Origin of the sequence: Microbacterium lemovicicum (genome assembly GCF_003991875.1) — a bacterium.
Lineage (GTDB): Bacteria > Actinomycetota > Actinomycetes > Actinomycetales > Microbacteriaceae > Microbacterium > Microbacterium lemovicicum.
On sequence record NZ_CP031423.1, the window covers coordinates 1148454 to 1164637 of the forward strand.

Here is a 16184-nt window from a genome sequence, read left to right on the forward strand (position 1 = left end):
CCTACAGGCGACCGACCCCCGCAGAAGGAGCACGACATGCCATCACCCGCCGACCGCGAGAAGGCCCTCGACTCGGCCCTCGCCCAGATCGACCGGCAGTTCGGAAAGGGCTCGGTCATGCGGCTGGGCAGCGATGACCGTGCTCCCGTGGAGGTCATCCCCACCGGGTCCATCGCGCTGGACGTCGCGCTCGGCGTGGGCGGTCTGCCCCGGGGTCGCATCATCGAGATCTACGGCCCGGAGTCCTCGGGTAAGACCACGCTGACACTGCACGCGATCGCCAACGTGCAGCGCGCCGGCGGCATCGCGGCGTTCATCGACGCGGAGCACGCGCTCGACCCCGACTACGCCCAGAAGCTCGGCGTCGACATCGACCAGCTTCTGGTGTCGCAGCCCGACACGGGTGAGCAGGCGCTCGAGATCGCCGACATGCTGGTGCGCTCCGGCGCGATCGACCTCGTCGTCATCGACTCCGTGGCCGCGCTCGTGCCGAAGGCCGAGATCGAGGGCGAGATGGGCGACACGCACGTGGGTCTCCAGGCGCGCCTCATGTCGCAGGCGCTGCGCAAGCTGACCGGTGGTCTCAACCAGACCAACACCACGATGATCTTCATCAACCAGTTGCGCGAGAAGATCGGCGTGTTCTTCGGCTCGCCCGAGACCACCGCCGGCGGCAAGGCGCTGAAGTTCTACGCGTCGGTCCGCCTCGACATCCGTCGCATCGAGACGCTGAAGGACGGCACGGAGGCGGTCGGAAACCGCACCCGCGTCAAGGTGGTCAAGAACAAGATGGCCCCGCCGTTCAAGCAGGCCGAGTTCGACATCCTCTACGGCGTGGGCATCTCGCGCGAGGGCAGCCTGATCGACTTCGGCGTCGAGCACATGATCGTGAAGAAGTCGGGCGCCTGGTACACGTACGAAGGTGAGCAGCTCGGCCAGGGCAAGGAGAACGCCCGCAACTTCCTGCTCAAGAACCCCGACATCGCGGTGGAGATCGAGACGAAGATCAAGACCAAGCTCGGCGTGGGCGTGCCCAAGGGGACGGCTGAGGTCGCCGACGAGCTGGCTGCCCGTCGCCCGGCCTGATGGTCCATTTCGTCGACAGCGGCGACGAGTCCGCCGACGAGCTCGCACCCGTCATCCCGCTGTTCGGCGGCGCCGCTTCTTCCGCGGGCCGCCGGACGCGGGAAGGCGGAGGTGACGTACGCAGCGGGTCCTCCCGCGGGTTCGGGTCCCGAGAGGGTGTGGAGACCGGCGACGAGGAGGCATCCCCGCCGGCTCGCAAGGGTCGGGTTGCAGAGCCTAATGAGTCCCCGCGCGATCTCGCGGAGAAGGCCCTGCTGCGCAAGCTGCGCACGCGGTCGCTGTCGATCCGCGAGGCGCGCACCGCGCTGACCGGGTTCGACCTGGCCCGCGAAGACGCCGAGGACATCATCGAGCACCTCGAGCGGATGGGCTATCTCGATGACGCCCAGCTGGCCGAGCAGCTCATCCACGCGGGCTCCGACCGCAAGGGGCAGGGGCGCACCGCGATCGCGCAGACGCTGAGCAAGCGCGGTGTCGCCCGGGAGGTCGCCGACGCAGCGCTGTCGGCGCTGCCCGACGACGATGCCGAGCGCGCTCTCGAGTTCGCCCGATCGAAGGCGGGGTCGATGCGGTCGCTCGACCGCGACACCGCCCTTCGACGGCTGACCGGACAGCTGGCGCGTCGCGGCTACGGCGGTTCGATGGCCATGACGGCGGCACGCACCGCTCTCGACGAGACCGGTGTCGGCGGCTCGAGCGTCCGCTTCCGCTGAGGTGCGGGGCGCGGGTTCCGCTGACGGCCCGCGCCCCGCACCCGTGCGCGACGCGCCGACTCCGCTGACGGGCCCGCGCCTCGCGCGTCCGTGCGCGGCGTCCTCTGCGGCACCGGATCGTAGAATGGCCGACATCATGACCTCCCCGCTCAGCTCCCCGACGTTCATCGCGCCTTCGGTCGCCGCACGTTCCGACGACGGCCGGGTCCGCACCTACGAGGTGAGGACCTTCGGCTGCCAGATGAACGTCCACGACTCCGAGCGGCTCTCCGGATCCCTCGAGAGCGCCGGCTACGTGCGGGCCGAGGCTGGCGCCGATGCCGACGTCGTCGTGATCAACACGTGTGCCGTCCGCGACAATGCCGCGGGCAAGCTCTATGGCACCCTCGGCCACCTCAAGTCCGTCAAGGACAAGCGCGACGGCATGCAGATCGCCGTCGGCGGGTGCCTCGCCCAGATGGACAAGGACGCGGTGCAGCAGAAGGCTCCGTGGGTCGACGTGGTGTTCGGCACGCACAACATGGGGTCGCTGCCGAGCCTGCTCGAGCGCGCCCGGCACAACGGGGAGGCGGAGCTGGAGATCCTCGAGGCGCTCGAGATCTTCCCGTCCACCCTGCCCACCCGGCGCGACGCGGTCCACAGCGGCTGGGTGTCGATCTCCGTCGGCTGCAACAACACCTGCACGTTCTGCATCGTGCCGAGCCTGCGCGGCAAGGAGAAGGACCGCCGTCCCGGCGACATCCTCAACGAGATCCGGCTGCTCGTCGACGACGGGGCGATCGAGGTCACCCTGCTCGGGCAGAACGTCAACTCCTACGGCGTCGAGTTCGGCGATCGGCAGGCGTTCGGCAAGCTCCTGCGTGCGGCGGGCGAGATCGAGGGTCTGGAGCGCATCCGCTTCACTAGCCCGCATCCGGCCGCCTTCACCGACGACGTCATCGATGCGATGGCCGAGACGCCCGCCGTCATGCCGCAGCTGCACATGCCGCTCCAGTCGGGAAGCGACCGCATCCTCAAGGCCATGCGTCGCTCCTACCGCAGCGAGCGCTTCCTCGGCATCCTCGACCGCGTCCGCGCGCGGATGCCGCATGCCGCGATCTCGACCGACATCATCGTCGGCTTCCCGGGTGAGACCGAGGAGGACTTCCAGGACACTCTGCGCGTCGTCGAGCAGGCCCGCTTCGCCACGGCCTTCACGTTCCAGTACTCGATCCGTGAGGGCACTCCCGCGGCCACCATGGCCGATCAGGTGCCCAAGGAGGTGGTGCAGGAGCGCTACAACCGTCTGATCGCGCTGCAGGAGCGCATCAGCCTCGAGGAGAACCAGGCCCAAGTGGGTCGCGAGCTCGAGGTTCTGGTCTCCACCGGCGAGGGAAAGAAGGATGCCGCCACCCGGCGTCTGACCGGACGCGCCCAAGACAATCGGCTCGTGCACTTCGACGTGCCCGACGGCTCTGCCACGCCCCGCCCCGGAGACGTCGTGACCGTCGTGGCCACGCACGGTGCGCCGTTCCACCTGCTCGCCGACGCCGTCCCGGGAGCCCCGCTGCGCGTCCGGCGCACCCGTGCCGGCGACGCGTGGGATCGCTCGCAGGCCGAGTCGTGCGCCGTGCCGGCGCCGGGCGACGCGTCGGCTCCCCGCGCCGTGTCGCTGGGGCTGCCGACGCTCCGCGTCGGCGTGTGAGCGCACCCGTCGCGAACAGCGAGCCGGACACGTCGCAGGCGATGGCGGCTCCGGAGGAGGCCGACACTCGCCTGTGGGCCGTCGTCGGCGCCACCGGCACGGGCAAGACCGGTGCCTCGCTCGAACTCGCGGAGGCGCTCGCCCGACGCGGCCGTCCCGCCGAAATCGTCAACGCCGACGCGATGCAGCTGTACCGCGGCATGGACGTCGGCACGGCCAAGCTTCCCCCGGCCGAACGCCGCGGCATCCCGCACCATCTCTGGGATGTGCTCTCTGTGCGCGAAGAGGCCGCCGTCGCCCGCTACCAGCACGAGGCTCGCGCGGCGGTCTCCGCCATCCGCGGTCGCGGTGCCGACGCGATCCTCGTGGGCGGCTCCGGGCTGTACGTCTCGAGCGTCCTGTTCGACTTCGCCTTCCCGCCGCGCGATGCGTCCGTGCGCGCCGAGCTGGAGGCCGAGCTCGCGCAGGTCGGTCCGGGGGAGCTGTTCGCGCGGCTGCGCGCACTCGATCCGGTCACCGCGCAGAAGGTCGATCCGCGCAACGGCCGCCGTGTCGTGCGGGCGCTGGAGATCCTCGCGCTGGGGGAGAGCACCCACGGAGCGGCACTGCCCGAGGAGCCGGTGCCGTGGCATCCGCGCACCCGCATCGTCGGACTCGACGTTCCCCGTGCGGACCTGATCTCGCGTCTCGACGCGCGCGTGGAGGAGATGTGGGCCGCGGGGCTCCTCGATGAGGTGGAGCGCCTCCGCGCGGACGGGCTGGAAGAGGGTGTCACGGCCCGCCGCGCCATCGGCTACGCCCAGGCCCTGGAGCAGCTGTCGGGCGCGCTCACACGCGCCGAGGCGATCGCGCAGACCCAGGCGCTGACGCGCCGCTACGCCCGCCGGCAGGTGTCGTGGTTCCGCCGCTATCGCGACGCGCGCTGGATCGAGGGCGGGCATCCGTGCGCGTTGAACCGGATACTGGAGTCATGACACACATCCGCGCGTTCGCCATCCGCGACACCGAGTCCGTCATCGACCTGTGGCAGGAGACCGGCCTCACGCGGTCCTGGAACAACCCCCACCTCGACATCCAGCGCAAGCTGAGCGTGCAGCCCGAGCTGTTCCTCGTCGCCGAGGACGGCAGCGACATCGTCGGGTCGGTCATGGCCGGCTACGACGGCCACCGCGGCTGGATCTACTACCTCGCCTCCTCCCCGCAGCGCCGCGGCGAGGGCATCGCACGGGATCTGCTCGCCCACGTCGAGGAGCTTCTGCTGGAGATGGGCTGCCCCAAGGTGCAGCTCATGGTGCGACCCGGCAACGAAGACGTGCTGAGCCTCTACGACAAGCTCGGCTACGAGCGGTTCTCCACGACCACGACGGGCAAGCGGCTCATCGCCGACTGAGGCCCGCGCGCCGCCGTCCCTTCCTCCCGGCGGGTCCGACGGCGCCCGTAGACTGAGGGCATGCCCCAGACGATCGCCTTCACGAAGGGGCAGGGGACCGGCAACGACTTCATCCTGCTGCCCGATCCCGACGGCGAGCTCGACCTCTCCGACGCGCAGGTGGCCGCGCTCTGCGACCGCCGCTTCGGCATCGGCGCCGACGGCATCCTCCGCGTCGTGCGGACTCCCGCGATCCTCGACGGCCATCAGGCGGCCGCGGACGGCGCCGAGTGGTTCATGGACTACCGCAACGCCGACGGCTCTCCGGCCGAGATGTGCGGCAACGGCATCCGCGTCTACGTCCGGTACCTGCTCGAGACGGGCCTCGCCGAGCTGCCTGTGGACGGTTCGCTCCTGATCGGCACGCGCGCCGGAGTCAAGCGCGTCTCGCGCCCCGACGAGCACCTCGAGGTCGATCTCGGGGAGTGGCGCACGGAGGAGGACGAGGTGCTCGTCCGGGCGAAGGGTCTCCCCGTTGCGCGCCCGGGACTGAGCGTCGACGTCGGCAATCCCCACGTGGTGGTCGCGCTGTCCGGTCCCGACGAGCTCGACGGCCTCGACCTCGCCGTCCAACCCATCCTCGATCCGGCTCCGCGCGACGGCGCCAACATCGAGTTCGTGGTGCCGAGCGACCCGCTGGTGCACCACGGCGTCGGCTCCATCCGCCTCCGGGTGTTCGAGCGCGGCGTCGGCGAGACCCTGAGCTGCGGAACGGGCGTCGCAGCCGCAGCGCTCGCCGTGCGTCACTGGGCCGGCGCCGCCGCGCCCGACCGGTGGACGGTCGACGTGCCGGGCGGCACGCTGAGCGTGCGCATGGTCGACGGACGCGTGCTCCTGTCGGGACCGGCATCCCTCGTCTTCAGCGGACAGGTCGCGCTGGCCTGACGGTCTCGACGGTCGAGCCGAGCGAGGCCGCGTCGGGCTAGACCGTCTCGGCGCCCGCGTCGGTGACGCCGTGCCTGCGCACCTTGAGCACCCGGAAGCCACGGGCGGTCGATGCCCGCTGCACCGTGTAGCCGTCGGGGAAGGATGCTTCGAGCCACCGTTGCAGCGAATCCGAGCCGAGATTGCGCTGCACGACGAGCCAGGCGTCGCTGCGCTCGTCCAGGCGCGGGATCCAGCGCTCGAGCAGGGCGTGCAGCTCGTTCTTGCCGACGCGGATCGGAGGGTTCGAGCGGATGGTGCGGAACGCGACGCCGTCGGGAACATCCGCCGGCAGCACGGCGTTGACATTGGTGAGGCCGAGTTCGTCGCAGTTGCGCCGCACGAGGTCCAGGGCGCGTTCGTTCACGTCCACCGCCCAGACGGTGGCATGAGGGGACTGGAGCGCCAGCGACATTGCGATCGGACCCCAGCCGCACCCGAGATCCAGGAGATGACCCCCCGGCGGTGGCGGAGGGGTGCTGGACAGCAGCACCTCGGTGCCGGAGTCCACGTGGTCGGGGCTGAAGATCCCGCCCGCCGTCGTCACCTCGAACGGCCGTCCGGCCAGGGTGACGCGGATGCGTCGGAGCTTCTCGGGTCCCGCAGGCGTCGCAGTGAAGTAATGGTCGCTCGCCATCCAGCGAGCGTAGCGGAGAGGCCCCCCAACGGGGGAGGCTAGAGTCTGACGACGTCGCGATGACGTCCTGAAAGGAACCCATGACAGACACCACGACACCCGTGAACACCGACGAGACGATGGTGGACCCGGTGGATCGTGTGCTGTCGCGCGCCGAGGGACGCTCCGGCGTCCGCGTGTTCGGCGCCGCGCAGGCGCTGCAGGACGAGGCGACCACCGTCGGAGCGGACTCGGACGGCGATCAATGGGATCGCGAGGACCGCGCGGCGCTGCGTCGCGTCGTCGGACTGTCCACCGAGCTCGAGGACGTCACCGAGGTCGAGTACCGGCAGCTCCGCCTGGAGAACGTGATCCTCGTCGGCGTGCACCCGCAGGGCGAGCAGACCGACGCGGAGAACTCGCTGCGCGAGCTGGCCGCCCTCGCCGAGACGGCGGGAGCCGTCGTCCTCGATGCCGTGCTGCAGCGCCGGCCGCACCCCGACCCGGCGACGTACCTCGGGCGGGGCAAGGCGGCCGAGCTCCACGATCTCGTGCGCGCCCTCGGCGCCGACACGGTGATCGCCGACACGGAGCTCGCCCCCAGCCAGCGCCGTGCGCTGGAGGACGTGGTCAAGGTGAAGGTCATCGACCGCACGACGGTGATCCTCGACATCTTCAGCCAGCACGCCAAGAGCCGCGAGGGCAAGGCGCAGGTGGAGCTCGCGCAGCTCGAGTACCTGCTTCCCCGCCTCCGCGGCTGGGGTGACTCGATGAGCCGCCAGGCCGGTGGCCAGGTCGGTGCGGGCGGGGCGGGCATGGGCTCGCGCGGACCGGGTGAGACGAAGATCGAACTCGATCGCCGCCGCATCCGCACCCGCATGGCGCAGCTGCGCCGTCAGATCCGCGACTTCGCCCCGGCGCGCGACGCCAAGCGCGCCGAGCGCAAGCGCAACACGATCCCGTCCGTCGCGATCGCCGGCTACACGAACGCCGGCAAGTCGAGCCTGCTGAATCGGCTGACGAGTGCCGGCGTGCTGGTCGAGAACGCGCTGTTCGCGACCCTGGATGCCACGGTCCGGCGTTCCACCGCGTCCGACGGTCGCGTCTACACGCTGACCGACACGGTCGGCTTCGTGAGGAACCTCCCCCACCAGCTCGTCGAGGCGTTCCGCTCGACCCTCGAGGAGGTCGCGGACGCGGACGTCATCCTGCACGTCGTCGACGCCGCGCACCCCGACCCGGCGGCGCAGCTGCAGACGGTCCGCGATGTGATGGGCGACGTCGGCGCGCGCGATGTGCCGGAGCTGGTCGTCTTCAACAAGGCCGACCTGGTCGACGAGGGCACCCGGATGGTGCTGCGTGGTCTGGAGCCCCGTGCGCTGTTCGCCTCCTCCCGATCGGGCGAGGGGATCGACGACCTGCGGGCCGCCATCGAGAAGGCGCTGCCGCTTCCGGCGGTGGAGGTCCGCGCGATGGTGCCCTACGACCGCGGCGACCTCGTCTCGGCCGCGCACCAGTCGGGCCACATCCTCTCGCAGGAGCACGAGGAGGCGGGCACGGCCTTGCATGCCTACGTCTCGGAGCGCCTGGCCGCCGATCTGGAGCCCTTCCGGGTCTGAGACCTGCCGGCGGCGGTCGCGGCAGGGCGTGACGCCTCGCCGCGCCCGCTCACCAGCCGGGACAGCCGGGACGTGCCCTGTCGCCGCGCCCGCTCAGCGGGCGGGGAGTTCGCCCTCCAGCGGGAGGACGGGCACGTCGGCGGGCGTGAAGCCGACCACCTGGCCGAGGAAGCTCAGCTCGGCCTCGAGCGAGGCGACGATCGTCTCCGCCCGCCGGAACCCGTGCGACTCGCCTTCGAAAGCCAGGTAGGCGTGGGCGATGCCGCGCTCGGCCAGGGCGTCGCGCACCGCCTCGGACTGCGCCGGCGGAACGACCGGGTCCTCCGTTCCCTGCTCGATGAGCATGGGCGTCGTGAAGCGGTCGAGATGCGTGAGCGGCGACCGCTCGACGTAGAGCGCCTCCGCCTCGGGGTAGGGGCCGACGAGACCGTCGAGGTAGCGCGCTTCGAAGTCGTGCGTGTCGGCGGCGAGGGCGCGCAGGTCGGCCACGCCGTAGCGGCTGATCCCGGCGGCGAAGACGTCGCCCGCCGTCAGCGCGCAGAGCACCGTCCACCCGCCCGCCGACCCGCCGCGGATCGCCAGGCGGTCGGCATCGGCCACGCCGGCCTCTGCGATGCCCGCGGCGGCGGCGATCATGTCGTCGCGGTCGATCACGCCCCACTGCCCCCGCAGGCGCTCGCGGTAGGCCCGCCCGTAGCCGGTCGAGCCGCCGTAGTTGACGTCGAGCACGCCGATGCCGCGGCTCGTGAAGAACGCGACGTCCATCGCGGCGCCGCCGGAGGCGTGCGCGGTGGGGCCGCCGTGGGCCAGCAGCAGGTAGGGCGGCAGCTCGCCGTCCGGTGCGGCGACGTCGGGGTTCGTCGGCGGGTAGGCGAACGCGTGCACGGGACCGTGGTCGCCGTCGAAGGTCAGCTCCTGCGCGACGGGCAGCCATGCGGCATCCGGAGCCTCGTCCACCGTGCCCCGCACGAGCCGCGGTGCGGGCGCGGCATCGTCGAGATCGACCTCCCACAGGCCACCGAGCGTGCTCGACCCGGAGCCGCTGAACAGCACGCGGGTGCCGTGGACGCCACCGAGGAGAAGACGCGAGGACGCGTCGGCGGGGAGTCCGCGGACGTCGTCGCCGTCGAGCACGGCCAGGACGTCCGCGCCGTCGGTGCGGACGGCGAGCACGCGCCCGTCCGCGAGCGGCGCGAACCAGCGGGCGCCGAGGTTCCACAGCGGGCCGCCGGTGTCGGCATCCGCGGGCGCGACGGCGACGGATCGTCCGTCGAGATCGGTGCGGTCGAGGTTCCACCGCCCCGTGCGGTCGGAGGAGTGCAGGATCTCCCGGTCGGACACCCACTCGGGCTGAAGCACGGACACACCCGCTCCTCCCGCCAGGGTCCGCCACGATCCGACGGTGCCGTCCGCATCGAGATCGCCGACCCGCAGCTCCGAGGCGTCCCAGGGCATGTCGGGATGATCCCACGCGATCCAGGCGAGCCGCCGCCCGTCCGGTGACACCTGCGGCGCGGCGAGGAAGTCGCTGCCCGCGACGACGGAGATGAGAGACGCCGGGTCCGCCGACCCGGAGCCGTCGAGCGGGATCGCGACGATGTCGCGCTGCGGGACGGGTTCGCCGGCGTGCACCTCCCGCACGGCGAGGAGACGACCGGCCGCGAGCACCAGGTCCGCGTACCGCGCGCGAGGATCCTCGGGCGTCAGGGCCACGGGTTCGAGGCCGACGCCGCCCCGCCACACCCGCTGGTCGCCGCCGTGGACGAAGAACAGCGACCCCGTGGCATCCGTCGTCCATGCCCCGCCGCCGTACTCGTGGACGCGGCTGCGCACGTCCCAGGGGGCGGACAGCACCGTCTCGGGTTCGCCTCCGCGCGCCGCCGCCTCGGCGGTCAGGCGTCGGACCGCGGACCGGCCGTTCTCGGCGGGCAGACGCTCGAGCCACCAGATGTCGTCGCCCACGTAGCGGCCGGCGTCGACCGGATGGGAGCCGGCGGCCACGTCACGGGCGGAGAGCGGCGACGGCCAGGATCCGTAGGGGAGTGTCTGAGTCACCCGTCCACCGTACGCGGCGGCGCGGACGCGTCCGCGGGCGACCGGCGCGGCGGCGGCTCAGATGGCGCGAAGGACCGCCACGACCTTGCCGAGCACGGTGGCCTCGTCGCCGAGGATGGGCTCGAAGGCGGAGTTGCGCGGCAGCAGCCAGGTGTGTCCGTCGCGGCGGCGGAAGGTCTTGACCGTCGCCTCCTCGTCGAGCATGGCCGCGACGATGTCGCCGTTGTCCGCGTCGGGCTGAGAGCGGACGACGACCCAGTCGCCGTCGCAGATGGCGGCGTCGATCATCGACTCGCCCGAGACCTTCAGCATGAACAGGTCGCCCTTGCCGACGAGCTGACGCGGCAGCGGGAAGATCTCCTCGACCTGCTGCTCGGCGGTGATCGGTATGCCGGCGGCGATGCGTCCGACGAGCGGCACGAGGGCGGCGTCCCCGACGGCGGGGGCGGTGTCGGCGGGGTTCTCGGTCGAGGTGCCGGGGAGGTCGATGAGGACTTCCATCGCGCGCGTCTTGCCGGGGTCGCGACGCAGGTAGCCGCTCAGCTCGAGCTGGTTGAGCTGGTGGGTGACGCTGGAGAGCGACTTCAGGCCCACGGCGTCGCCGATCTCGCGCATGCTCGGCGGATAGCCGTGGCGGGCGATCGAACGCTGGATGACCTCGAGGATGGCGAGCTGCTTGTCGCTGAGGCTCTTGCGGCGGCGGGTCTGAGGCTTGTCGCGCGCTCCGTCGGCCGGTGCCGGCTCGGTCATCTTCGTCTCCTGTCTGAGGCCCTCCTCCGCATCGGTCTTCGAATGTCGGAGGTCGGTGATGGGCTACTCGTATCGAAACCGTATCCGCAGACCAGGCCCGCGACGCTGAAGGCGTCCGCGTGTCGTGTTCGAAAGATTCGCGGACATCGACGCGCTTGACACCCTACAAGATCGAAGATAACTTCGGAAAAGAGATTCGCATCCGGCACTCCCGGCCGAGTGCCGGATGCGAACCTCTCCCCGCCCAAGGAGCAGCCATGACCACCATCGCTATGACGTCCGTCCGTTCGACCGGCACGACGCGTCTGCGCCTGACCGTCCGCGGCCGCCGGGTCCTGGCTGCCGCGGCGGCCTTCCCCGCCGCCGCCGCCCTGGCCCTCGCCGTCGTGGGCGGCTCAGCCGCCACCGCGACCCCCGACGCGGGAATGCCGGGGGGCTCGTTCGAGACGGTCACCGTCGCCGCCGGCGAGTCGCTGTGGTCCATCGCCCAGCACATCGCACCGTCGGCCGACCCCCGTGACGTCGTGTCGGCCCTCGCGCGCCTCAACGCCCTCGAGGGTGGAACGCTCACGGCCGGCCAGAAGCTTTCGGTGCCCGCCGAGTACGCCGCCGGGGAGTGAGCGCAGGCCCACGGCTCTACGATGGGACGGGTGACCGCTCGTCTCGATGACCTCCCGCTCCGCGATGATCTCCGCGGAATGACGCCCTACGGCGCACCACAGGCTCCGCTGTCGGTGGCCCTCAACGTCAACGAGAACACCCACCCGGTGCCGCAGCACGTCGCAGACGACATCCTCGACGCGATCGCCCTCGCACTGCGCGAGGTCAACCGCTATCCCGACCGCGAGTTCACCGCTCTGCGGGAGGGGTTCGCCGACTACCTCGGGCACGGTCTGGAACGCGATCAGATCTGGGCGGGCAACGGCTCGAACGAGGTGCTCCAGCACATCCTCCAGGCGTTCGGCGGCCCCGGCCGCACCGCCTTCGGCTTCGCGCCCACCTATTCCATGTACCCGCTGCTCACGCGCGGCACCGGCGCCGAGTGGATCGCCGGCACCCGCGGGCACGACTTCGTCGTGACGGCCGACGACGCGGCCCGCCAGGTCGCCGACGCGCGGCCCGACGTGGTGTTCCTCTGCGCGCCGAACAACCCCACCGGCACGCCGATGGGGCTGGACGTCATCGAGGCGGTCTACGACGCGACCGACGGCATCGTCATCGTCGACGAGGCCTACCAGGAGTTCGCCCCCCGCGACGAGCGCTCGGCGGTCACGCTCCTGCCCGACCGCGAGCGTCTCGTGGTCTCCCGCACCATGAGCAAGGCCTTCGCGTTCGCGGGTGCCCGCGTCGGCTACCTCGCGGCGGACCCCGCCTTCATCGATGCGCTGCGTCTCGTGCGGCTGCCCTACCACCTGAGCGCCCTCACCCAGGCGGCCGCCACGGCGGCCCTGCGTCACGCCCCGGTCATGCTGTCGATGGTCGACGAGATCGTCGCGCAGCGCGAGCGGATCTCCGCGACGGTCGCGGCCCTGGGGTACCAGCCCTACGAGTCCTGGGCGAACTTCGTGCTGTTCGGGGGAGTGGACGACCCGGCCGCCACCTGGCGCGCACTCTACGATCGCGGCATCCTGATCCGCGACATCGGGATCCCGGGACACCTCCGAGTGACGGCCGGCACCGAGGAGGAGACCACCGCGTTCCTCGACGCCCTCGCCTCGGTAGGATCGGCCTCATGACCCGTCCCGACACGCACAGGACGGCCTCGCTGCGTCGTGCCACCAGCGAATCCACCGTCGAGCTGAACCTCGACCTGGACGGCACCGGCGTCGCGCGCATCGACACCACGGTGCCGTTCTTCGACCACCTGCTGACCGCCTTCGCGAAGCACTCGCTGACAGACCTCACCGTGCGCGCCTCCGGCGACACGCAGATCGACGCCCACCACACGGTGGAGGACGTCGCGATCGTCCTCGGCGACGCCCTCCGAGAGGCCCTCGGCGACAAGTCCGGCATCTCGCGCTACGGCGACGCCCTCGTGCCGCTCGACGAGGCGCTCGCGCAGGCGGTCGTCGACCTCAGCGGTCGGCCGTACCTCGTGCACGACGGCGAGCCTGCGGGCTACGAGTTCCACCTCATCGGCGGACATTTCACCGGCTCGCTGGTGCGTCACACGTTCGAGGCCATCGCGTTCCACTCCGCCATGACGCTGCACGTGCGCGTGCTGTCGGGCCGCGACCCCCACCACATCGCCGAGGCGGAGTACAAGGCGTTCGCGCGCGCGTTCCGTCAGGCCAAGGCGCTCGATCCCCTCGTCTCGGGCATACCGAGCACCAAGGGCGCTCTGTGACCCGCAGGCCTCTCGTCGCGGTCCTGGACTACGGATCCGGCAACGTCCACTCCGCCGTCAAGGCGCTCGACGCGGCGGGAGCCGACGCGCGCCTCACGAGCGACCGGGCTCTCGTCATGGACGCCGACGGCCTCCTCGTGCCCGGCGTCGGCGCCTTCGAGGCGGTCATGACGGCGCTGCGCGAGAGCCGCGGCGACGAGCTCATCGATCGGCGGCTCGCCGGAGGACGCCCGGTGCTGGGCATCTGCGTGGGCATGCAGGTGATGTTCGAGCGCGGCGTCGAGCGGGGCACCGACACCGCAGGCCTCGGCGAGTGGCCCGGGACCGTCGACCGGCTCGAGGCGCCCGTCCTGCCGCACATGGGCTGGAACACGGTGTCGGCGGGGGAGGGCTCCCGTCTCTTCCACGGACTGGAGGACGAGCGGTTCTACTTCGTGCACTCGTACGGCGCACGCGAGTGGGGCCTCGACGTGCAGCCGCCCTTCCCGGCCCCGGTGCTGACGTGGGCCACCCACGGCGCGCCGTTCCTGGCCGCCGTCGAGAACGGTCCGCTGGCCGCGACGCAGTTCCACCCCGAGAAGTCCGGTGCCGCCGGCATCCGTCTGCTGTCCAATTGGATCGACGGTCTCGCCGCGGCTACGCTCTGACCTCGTGTCCTCCCGCCGGGGCGCCCCGCCCGGCGTCTCCCCGAGCATCGATTGAGCCATGAACGATTTCGCCTCCATTCCCGAGCTGATCCTCCTCCCGGCCGTCGACGTCGCCGAGGGGAAGGCGGTCCGCCTCACCCAGGGTGAGGCCGGCAGCGAGACGAGCTACGGCGACCCGGTCGACGCCGCCCTCGAGTGGGCGCGCCAGGGTGCGCAGTGGATCCACCTCGTCGACCTCGACGCGGCCTTCGGCCGGGGGAACAACGCCGGTGTGCTGCGCAAGGTCATCAAGCACGTCCGCGGCGTGCACATCGAGCTGTCGGGGGGCATCCGCGACGACGCGTCGCTCGACGCCGCTCTCGAGAGCGGCGCCACCCGCGTGAACCTCGGCACGGCCGCCCTCGAGAACCCCGAGTGGGCCGCCGATGTCATCGCCCGCTACGGCGAGGCCGTCGCCGTCGGACTCGACGTGCGCGGCACCACGCTCGCCGCGCGAGGCTGGACGCGAGAGGGCGGCGACCTCTGGACGGTGCTGGACCGCCTGGAGTCCGCCGGCTGCAGCCGCTACGTCGTCACCGACGTCACGAAGGACGGCACCCTCCAGGGCCCGAACCTCGAGCTGCTGCGCGAGATGACCGGTCGCACGCCGAAGCCCGTGGTCGCCTCGGGCGGCATCTCCAGCCTCGACGACATCGCCGCCCTGCGCGAGCTCGTGCCGCTGGGCGTCGAGGGTGCGATCGTGGGCAAGGCCCTGTACGCCGGAGCCTTCACCCTGGCCGAGGCGCTCGATGTCGCCGGAGGCTGATCACCCGCACGACCACGGCCACCACGCCGGCGACTCCGCCGGCGTGCCGTGGAAGGGCCGCGCATTCGAGTCGAACCCGAATTCGGGCGACGACGGCTCCGCCGACCCCGATCTGCTGGCTGCGCTCCGCGCGTTCCGTGAAGGGAAGGGCTCGCAGACCGACGTCGTGGACGCCTACCGTTCCGCCCGCCTGCTGATCCCGCTCGTCGCGCAGAAGGGCGAGATGGGCGTGGCGCCGTCCGGCCTGGCGGTCGACAAGACCCAGGAGCTCTCGATCGTCACGGTCGCCGCGCCCGACGGCCGGCGCGTGCTGCCGGTGTTCACCTCGGTGGAGACGATGGGCCGCTGGGATGCCGCGGCTCGTCCTGTCCCCGCTCCCGGAGTGCGCACGGCACTGGCCGCCGCGGACGACGACAGCGAGCTCATCGTCATCGACCCCGGCTCGGACACCGAGTTCATCCTGCGGCGTCCGGCCATGTGGGCGATCGCCCAGTCGCAGGCGTGGGACCCGTCCTTCGCCTCGCCGGAGGTCTTCTCGGCCCTGCAGGCGAGCGTGGCGGGCGAGCTCGCGGTGCTCGATCTCACCGTGCAGCCGGGCGACCCCGACGCGCGTCTCCGCGGCCCGGAGCTCGTCGTCCGCCTCGAGCTGATGGAGGGGCTGGATCAGGCTCAGCTCGACGCCGTGCTGTCGAGGCTGGCGCGCCGCTGGGCCACGGACGACCGCATCGCGGTGCTGGTGGACTCGCTCACCGTGAAGCTCGTGCGCTCCAGGGATTCGCCCGCCGGCTGAGGAGTGCGGCCGCCTGCCGGCTGAGGAGCGCGGCCGCCCGCCGACCGACGAGCGCCACCGGCCGCCGACCGACAGGCGGAGCCTCCGTCAGTTGACGGGGCCCGTCCACTTCTCGCCCGGTCCCTTGCCGATCGGATCGGGGATGACGGAGGCCTCGCGGAATGCCAGCTGCAGCGACCGCAGCCCATCGCGCAGCGAGCGGGCGTGCATGTCGCTGATCTCGGGGGCGCCGGCCGTGATGAGGCCCGCGAGCGCGTTGATGAGCTTGCGCGCCTCGTCGAGGTCCATCTCCGCGTCGGGGTCGTGGGCCAGTCCCACCTTGACGGCGGCGGCGCTCATCAGGTGGACGGCCGCCGTCGTGATGACCTCGACGGCGGGCACGTCGGCGATGTCGCGGGTCGCCTCCGAGGCGGCGCGCTCCTGCTCCTCCCACCGGGCCTGACGCGCGTCGGCGGCGCCCTCCGGGGTCTCGAGCGGGCTGTCATTGCCGGGAATCGTGTGCACGTCGTTCTCTCTGCTAAACTTCAGGGGACTCCGGGGCTCTCGCCCCGGATCGCAAGAGGATCACATCCCACCCGCGCTTGCCGTTCCAGGCTACCGGGTCACGCACTCCGCCCCGTCCCACCCGGATGGGGTAGGCCCTCGCGGGTGACGGGTGCAGAGCCGGCGCTCCGCGTCGTGCCGGGTGGAATGCCCTCCTGCGTCCGTGACGCAACCGT

17 protein-coding genes are annotated in these 16184 nt (G+C 71.7%); 13 read left to right on the forward strand and 4 right to left on the reverse strand.

The window, feature by feature from the left end; genetic code table 11:
• Window positions 1-36 precede the first annotated feature (36 nt).
• From recA to dapF, 6 genes are all read left to right on the forward strand, one after another.
• Window positions 37-1086 (forward strand): recombinase RecA, encoded by a 1050-nt coding sequence (recA, locus tag CVS47_RS05310; protein WP_127095161.1) that lies wholly within the window; start codon window positions 37-39, stop codon window positions 1084-1086.
• Complete coding sequence (locus tag CVS47_RS05315) at window positions 1086-1799, forward strand: regulatory protein RecX (protein ID WP_127095162.1); 714 nt, start codon at window positions 1086-1088, stop codon at window positions 1797-1799. Before recA ends, CVS47_RS05315 begins: the two co-directional genes overlap by 1 nt.
• A gap of 136 nt (window positions 1800-1935) precedes the next feature.
• Window positions 1936-3483 (forward strand): tRNA (N6-isopentenyl adenosine(37)-C2)-methylthiotransferase MiaB, encoded by a 1548-nt coding sequence (gene miaB / locus CVS47_RS05320; protein ID WP_127095163.1) that lies wholly within the window; start codon window positions 1936-1938, stop codon window positions 3481-3483.
• A 41-nt stretch (window positions 3484-3524) separates the two neighbouring features.
• Window positions 3525-4457: a tRNA (adenosine(37)-N6)-dimethylallyltransferase MiaA gene (gene miaA / locus CVS47_RS05325; protein ID WP_127097210.1), complete on the forward strand. Its 933-nt coding sequence runs from the start codon at window positions 3525-3527 to the stop codon at window positions 4455-4457.
• Window positions 4454-4873, forward strand: a complete 420-nt coding sequence (locus CVS47_RS05330; RefSeq protein ID WP_127095164.1) for a GNAT family acetyltransferase — start codon at window positions 4454-4456, stop codon at window positions 4871-4873. The genes miaA and CVS47_RS05330 overlap by 4 nt, the downstream gene beginning before the upstream one ends.
• 60 nt (window positions 4874-4933) lie before the next feature.
• Window positions 4934-5797, forward strand: coding sequence for a diaminopimelate epimerase (dapF, locus tag CVS47_RS05335; protein WP_127095165.1), 864 nt, complete (start codon window positions 4934-4936; stop codon window positions 5795-5797).
• A gap of 37 nt (window positions 5798-5834) precedes the next feature.
• Here dapF and CVS47_RS05340 read toward each other — a convergent pair whose 3' ends face one another.
• A complete protein-coding gene (locus CVS47_RS05340; RefSeq protein ID WP_127095166.1) occupies window positions 5835-6473 on the reverse strand; it encodes a class I SAM-dependent methyltransferase in 639 nt (212 codons plus the stop codon).
• Between the two features lie 80 nt (window positions 6474-6553).
• Here CVS47_RS05340 and hflX point away from each other — a divergent pair, with 80 nt between their 5' ends.
• Window positions 6554-8071, forward strand: coding sequence for a GTPase HflX (gene hflX, locus CVS47_RS05345; protein WP_127095167.1), 1518 nt, complete (start codon window positions 6554-6556; stop codon window positions 8069-8071).
• A gap of 93 nt (window positions 8072-8164) precedes the next feature.
• On the opposite strand, the gene CVS47_RS05350 is transcribed toward hflX, so the two are convergent.
• Window positions 8165-10126: a prolyl oligopeptidase family serine peptidase gene (locus CVS47_RS05350; RefSeq protein ID WP_127095168.1), complete on the reverse strand. Its 1962-nt coding sequence runs from the start codon at window positions 10124-10126 to the stop codon at window positions 8165-8167.
• Between the two features lie 57 nt (window positions 10127-10183).
• Window positions 10184-10876, reverse strand: coding sequence for a transcriptional repressor LexA (lexA, locus tag CVS47_RS05355; RefSeq protein WP_127095169.1), 693 nt, complete (start codon window positions 10874-10876; stop codon window positions 10184-10186).
• Window positions 10877-11133: 257 nt separating this feature from the next.
• Here lexA and CVS47_RS05360 point away from each other — a divergent pair, with 257 nt between their 5' ends.
• From CVS47_RS05360 to CVS47_RS05385, 6 genes are read left to right on the forward strand one after another with little or no spacing between them, the layout of a single operon-like run.
• Complete coding sequence (locus CVS47_RS05360; protein WP_127095170.1) at window positions 11134-11496, forward strand: LysM peptidoglycan-binding domain-containing protein; 363 nt, start codon at window positions 11134-11136, stop codon at window positions 11494-11496.
• Window positions 11497-11517: 21 nt separating this feature from the next.
• Window positions 11518-12612: a histidinol-phosphate transaminase gene (locus CVS47_RS05365; RefSeq protein ID WP_206502765.1), complete on the forward strand. Its 1095-nt coding sequence runs from the start codon at window positions 11518-11520 to the stop codon at window positions 12610-12612.
• The gene (gene hisB, locus CVS47_RS05370) at window positions 12609-13223 is read left to right on the forward strand and encodes an imidazoleglycerol-phosphate dehydratase HisB (RefSeq protein WP_127095172.1); all 615 of its coding nucleotides are present in this window, start codon (window positions 12609-12611) and stop codon (window positions 13221-13223) included. The genes CVS47_RS05365 and hisB overlap by 4 nt, the downstream gene beginning before the upstream one ends.
• Window positions 13220-13870, forward strand: coding sequence for an imidazole glycerol phosphate synthase subunit HisH (hisH, locus tag CVS47_RS05375; protein WP_127095173.1), 651 nt, complete (start codon window positions 13220-13222; stop codon window positions 13868-13870). The genes hisB and hisH overlap by 4 nt, the downstream gene beginning before the upstream one ends.
• 58 nt (window positions 13871-13928) lie before the next feature.
• On the forward strand, window positions 13929-14675 hold the full coding sequence (priA, locus tag CVS47_RS05380) for a bifunctional 1-(5-phosphoribosyl)-5-((5-phosphoribosylamino)methylideneamino)imidazole-4-carboxamide isomerase/phosphoribosylanthranilate isomerase PriA (RefSeq protein ID WP_127095174.1): 747 nt from the start codon (window positions 13929-13931) through the stop codon (window positions 14673-14675).
• Window positions 14659-15465 (forward strand): SseB family protein, encoded by an 807-nt coding sequence (locus tag CVS47_RS05385; RefSeq protein WP_127095175.1) that lies wholly within the window; start codon window positions 14659-14661, stop codon window positions 15463-15465. Before priA ends, CVS47_RS05385 begins: the two co-directional genes overlap by 17 nt.
• Window positions 15466-15552: 87 nt before the next feature.
• On the opposite strand, the gene CVS47_RS05390 is transcribed toward CVS47_RS05385, so the two are convergent.
• Window positions 15553-15969 (reverse strand): DUF1844 domain-containing protein, encoded by a 417-nt coding sequence (locus CVS47_RS05390; protein ID WP_378790726.1) that lies wholly within the window; start codon window positions 15967-15969, stop codon window positions 15553-15555.
• Window positions 15970-16184: the final 215 nt, after the last annotated feature.

Bases quoted from the DNA above. Each gene is read 5' to 3' on its own strand.
- recA (WP_127095161.1), top strand. From the start codon at position 37: ATGCCATCACCCGCCGACCGCGAGAAGGCCCTCGACTCGGCCCTCGCC.
- CVS47_RS05315 (WP_127095162.1), top strand. From the start codon at position 1,086: ATGGTCCATTTCGTCGACAGCGGCGACGAGTCCGCCGACGAGCTCGCA.
- miaB (WP_127095163.1), top strand. From the start codon at position 1,936: ATGACCTCCCCGCTCAGCTCCCCGACGTTCATCGCGCCTTCGGTCGCC.
- miaA (WP_127097210.1), top strand. From the start codon at position 3,525: ATGGCGGCTCCGGAGGAGGCCGACACTCGCCTGTGGGCCGTCGTCGGC.
- CVS47_RS05330 (WP_127095164.1), top strand. From the start codon at position 4,454: ATGACACACATCCGCGCGTTCGCCATCCGCGACACCGAGTCCGTCATC.
- dapF (WP_127095165.1), top strand. From the start codon at position 4,934: ATGCCCCAGACGATCGCCTTCACGAAGGGGCAGGGGACCGGCAACGAC.
- CVS47_RS05340 (WP_127095166.1), bottom strand. From the start codon at position 6,473: ATGGCGAGCGACCATTACTTCACTGCGACGCCTGCGGGACCCGAGAAG.
- hflX (WP_127095167.1), top strand. From the start codon at position 6,554: ATGACAGACACCACGACACCCGTGAACACCGACGAGACGATGGTGGAC.
- lexA (WP_127095169.1), bottom strand. From the start codon at position 10,876: ATGACCGAGCCGGCACCGGCCGACGGAGCGCGCGACAAGCCTCAGACC.
- CVS47_RS05360 (WP_127095170.1), top strand. From the start codon at position 11,134: ATGACCACCATCGCTATGACGTCCGTCCGTTCGACCGGCACGACGCGT.
- CVS47_RS05365 (WP_206502765.1), top strand. From the start codon at position 11,518: ATGGGACGGGTGACCGCTCGTCTCGATGACCTCCCGCTCCGCGATGAT.
- hisB (WP_127095172.1), top strand. From the start codon at position 12,609: ATGACCCGTCCCGACACGCACAGGACGGCCTCGCTGCGTCGTGCCACC.
- priA (WP_127095174.1), top strand. From the start codon at position 13,929: ATGAACGATTTCGCCTCCATTCCCGAGCTGATCCTCCTCCCGGCCGTC.
- CVS47_RS05385 (WP_127095175.1), top strand. From the start codon at position 14,659: ATGTCGCCGGAGGCTGATCACCCGCACGACCACGGCCACCACGCCGGC.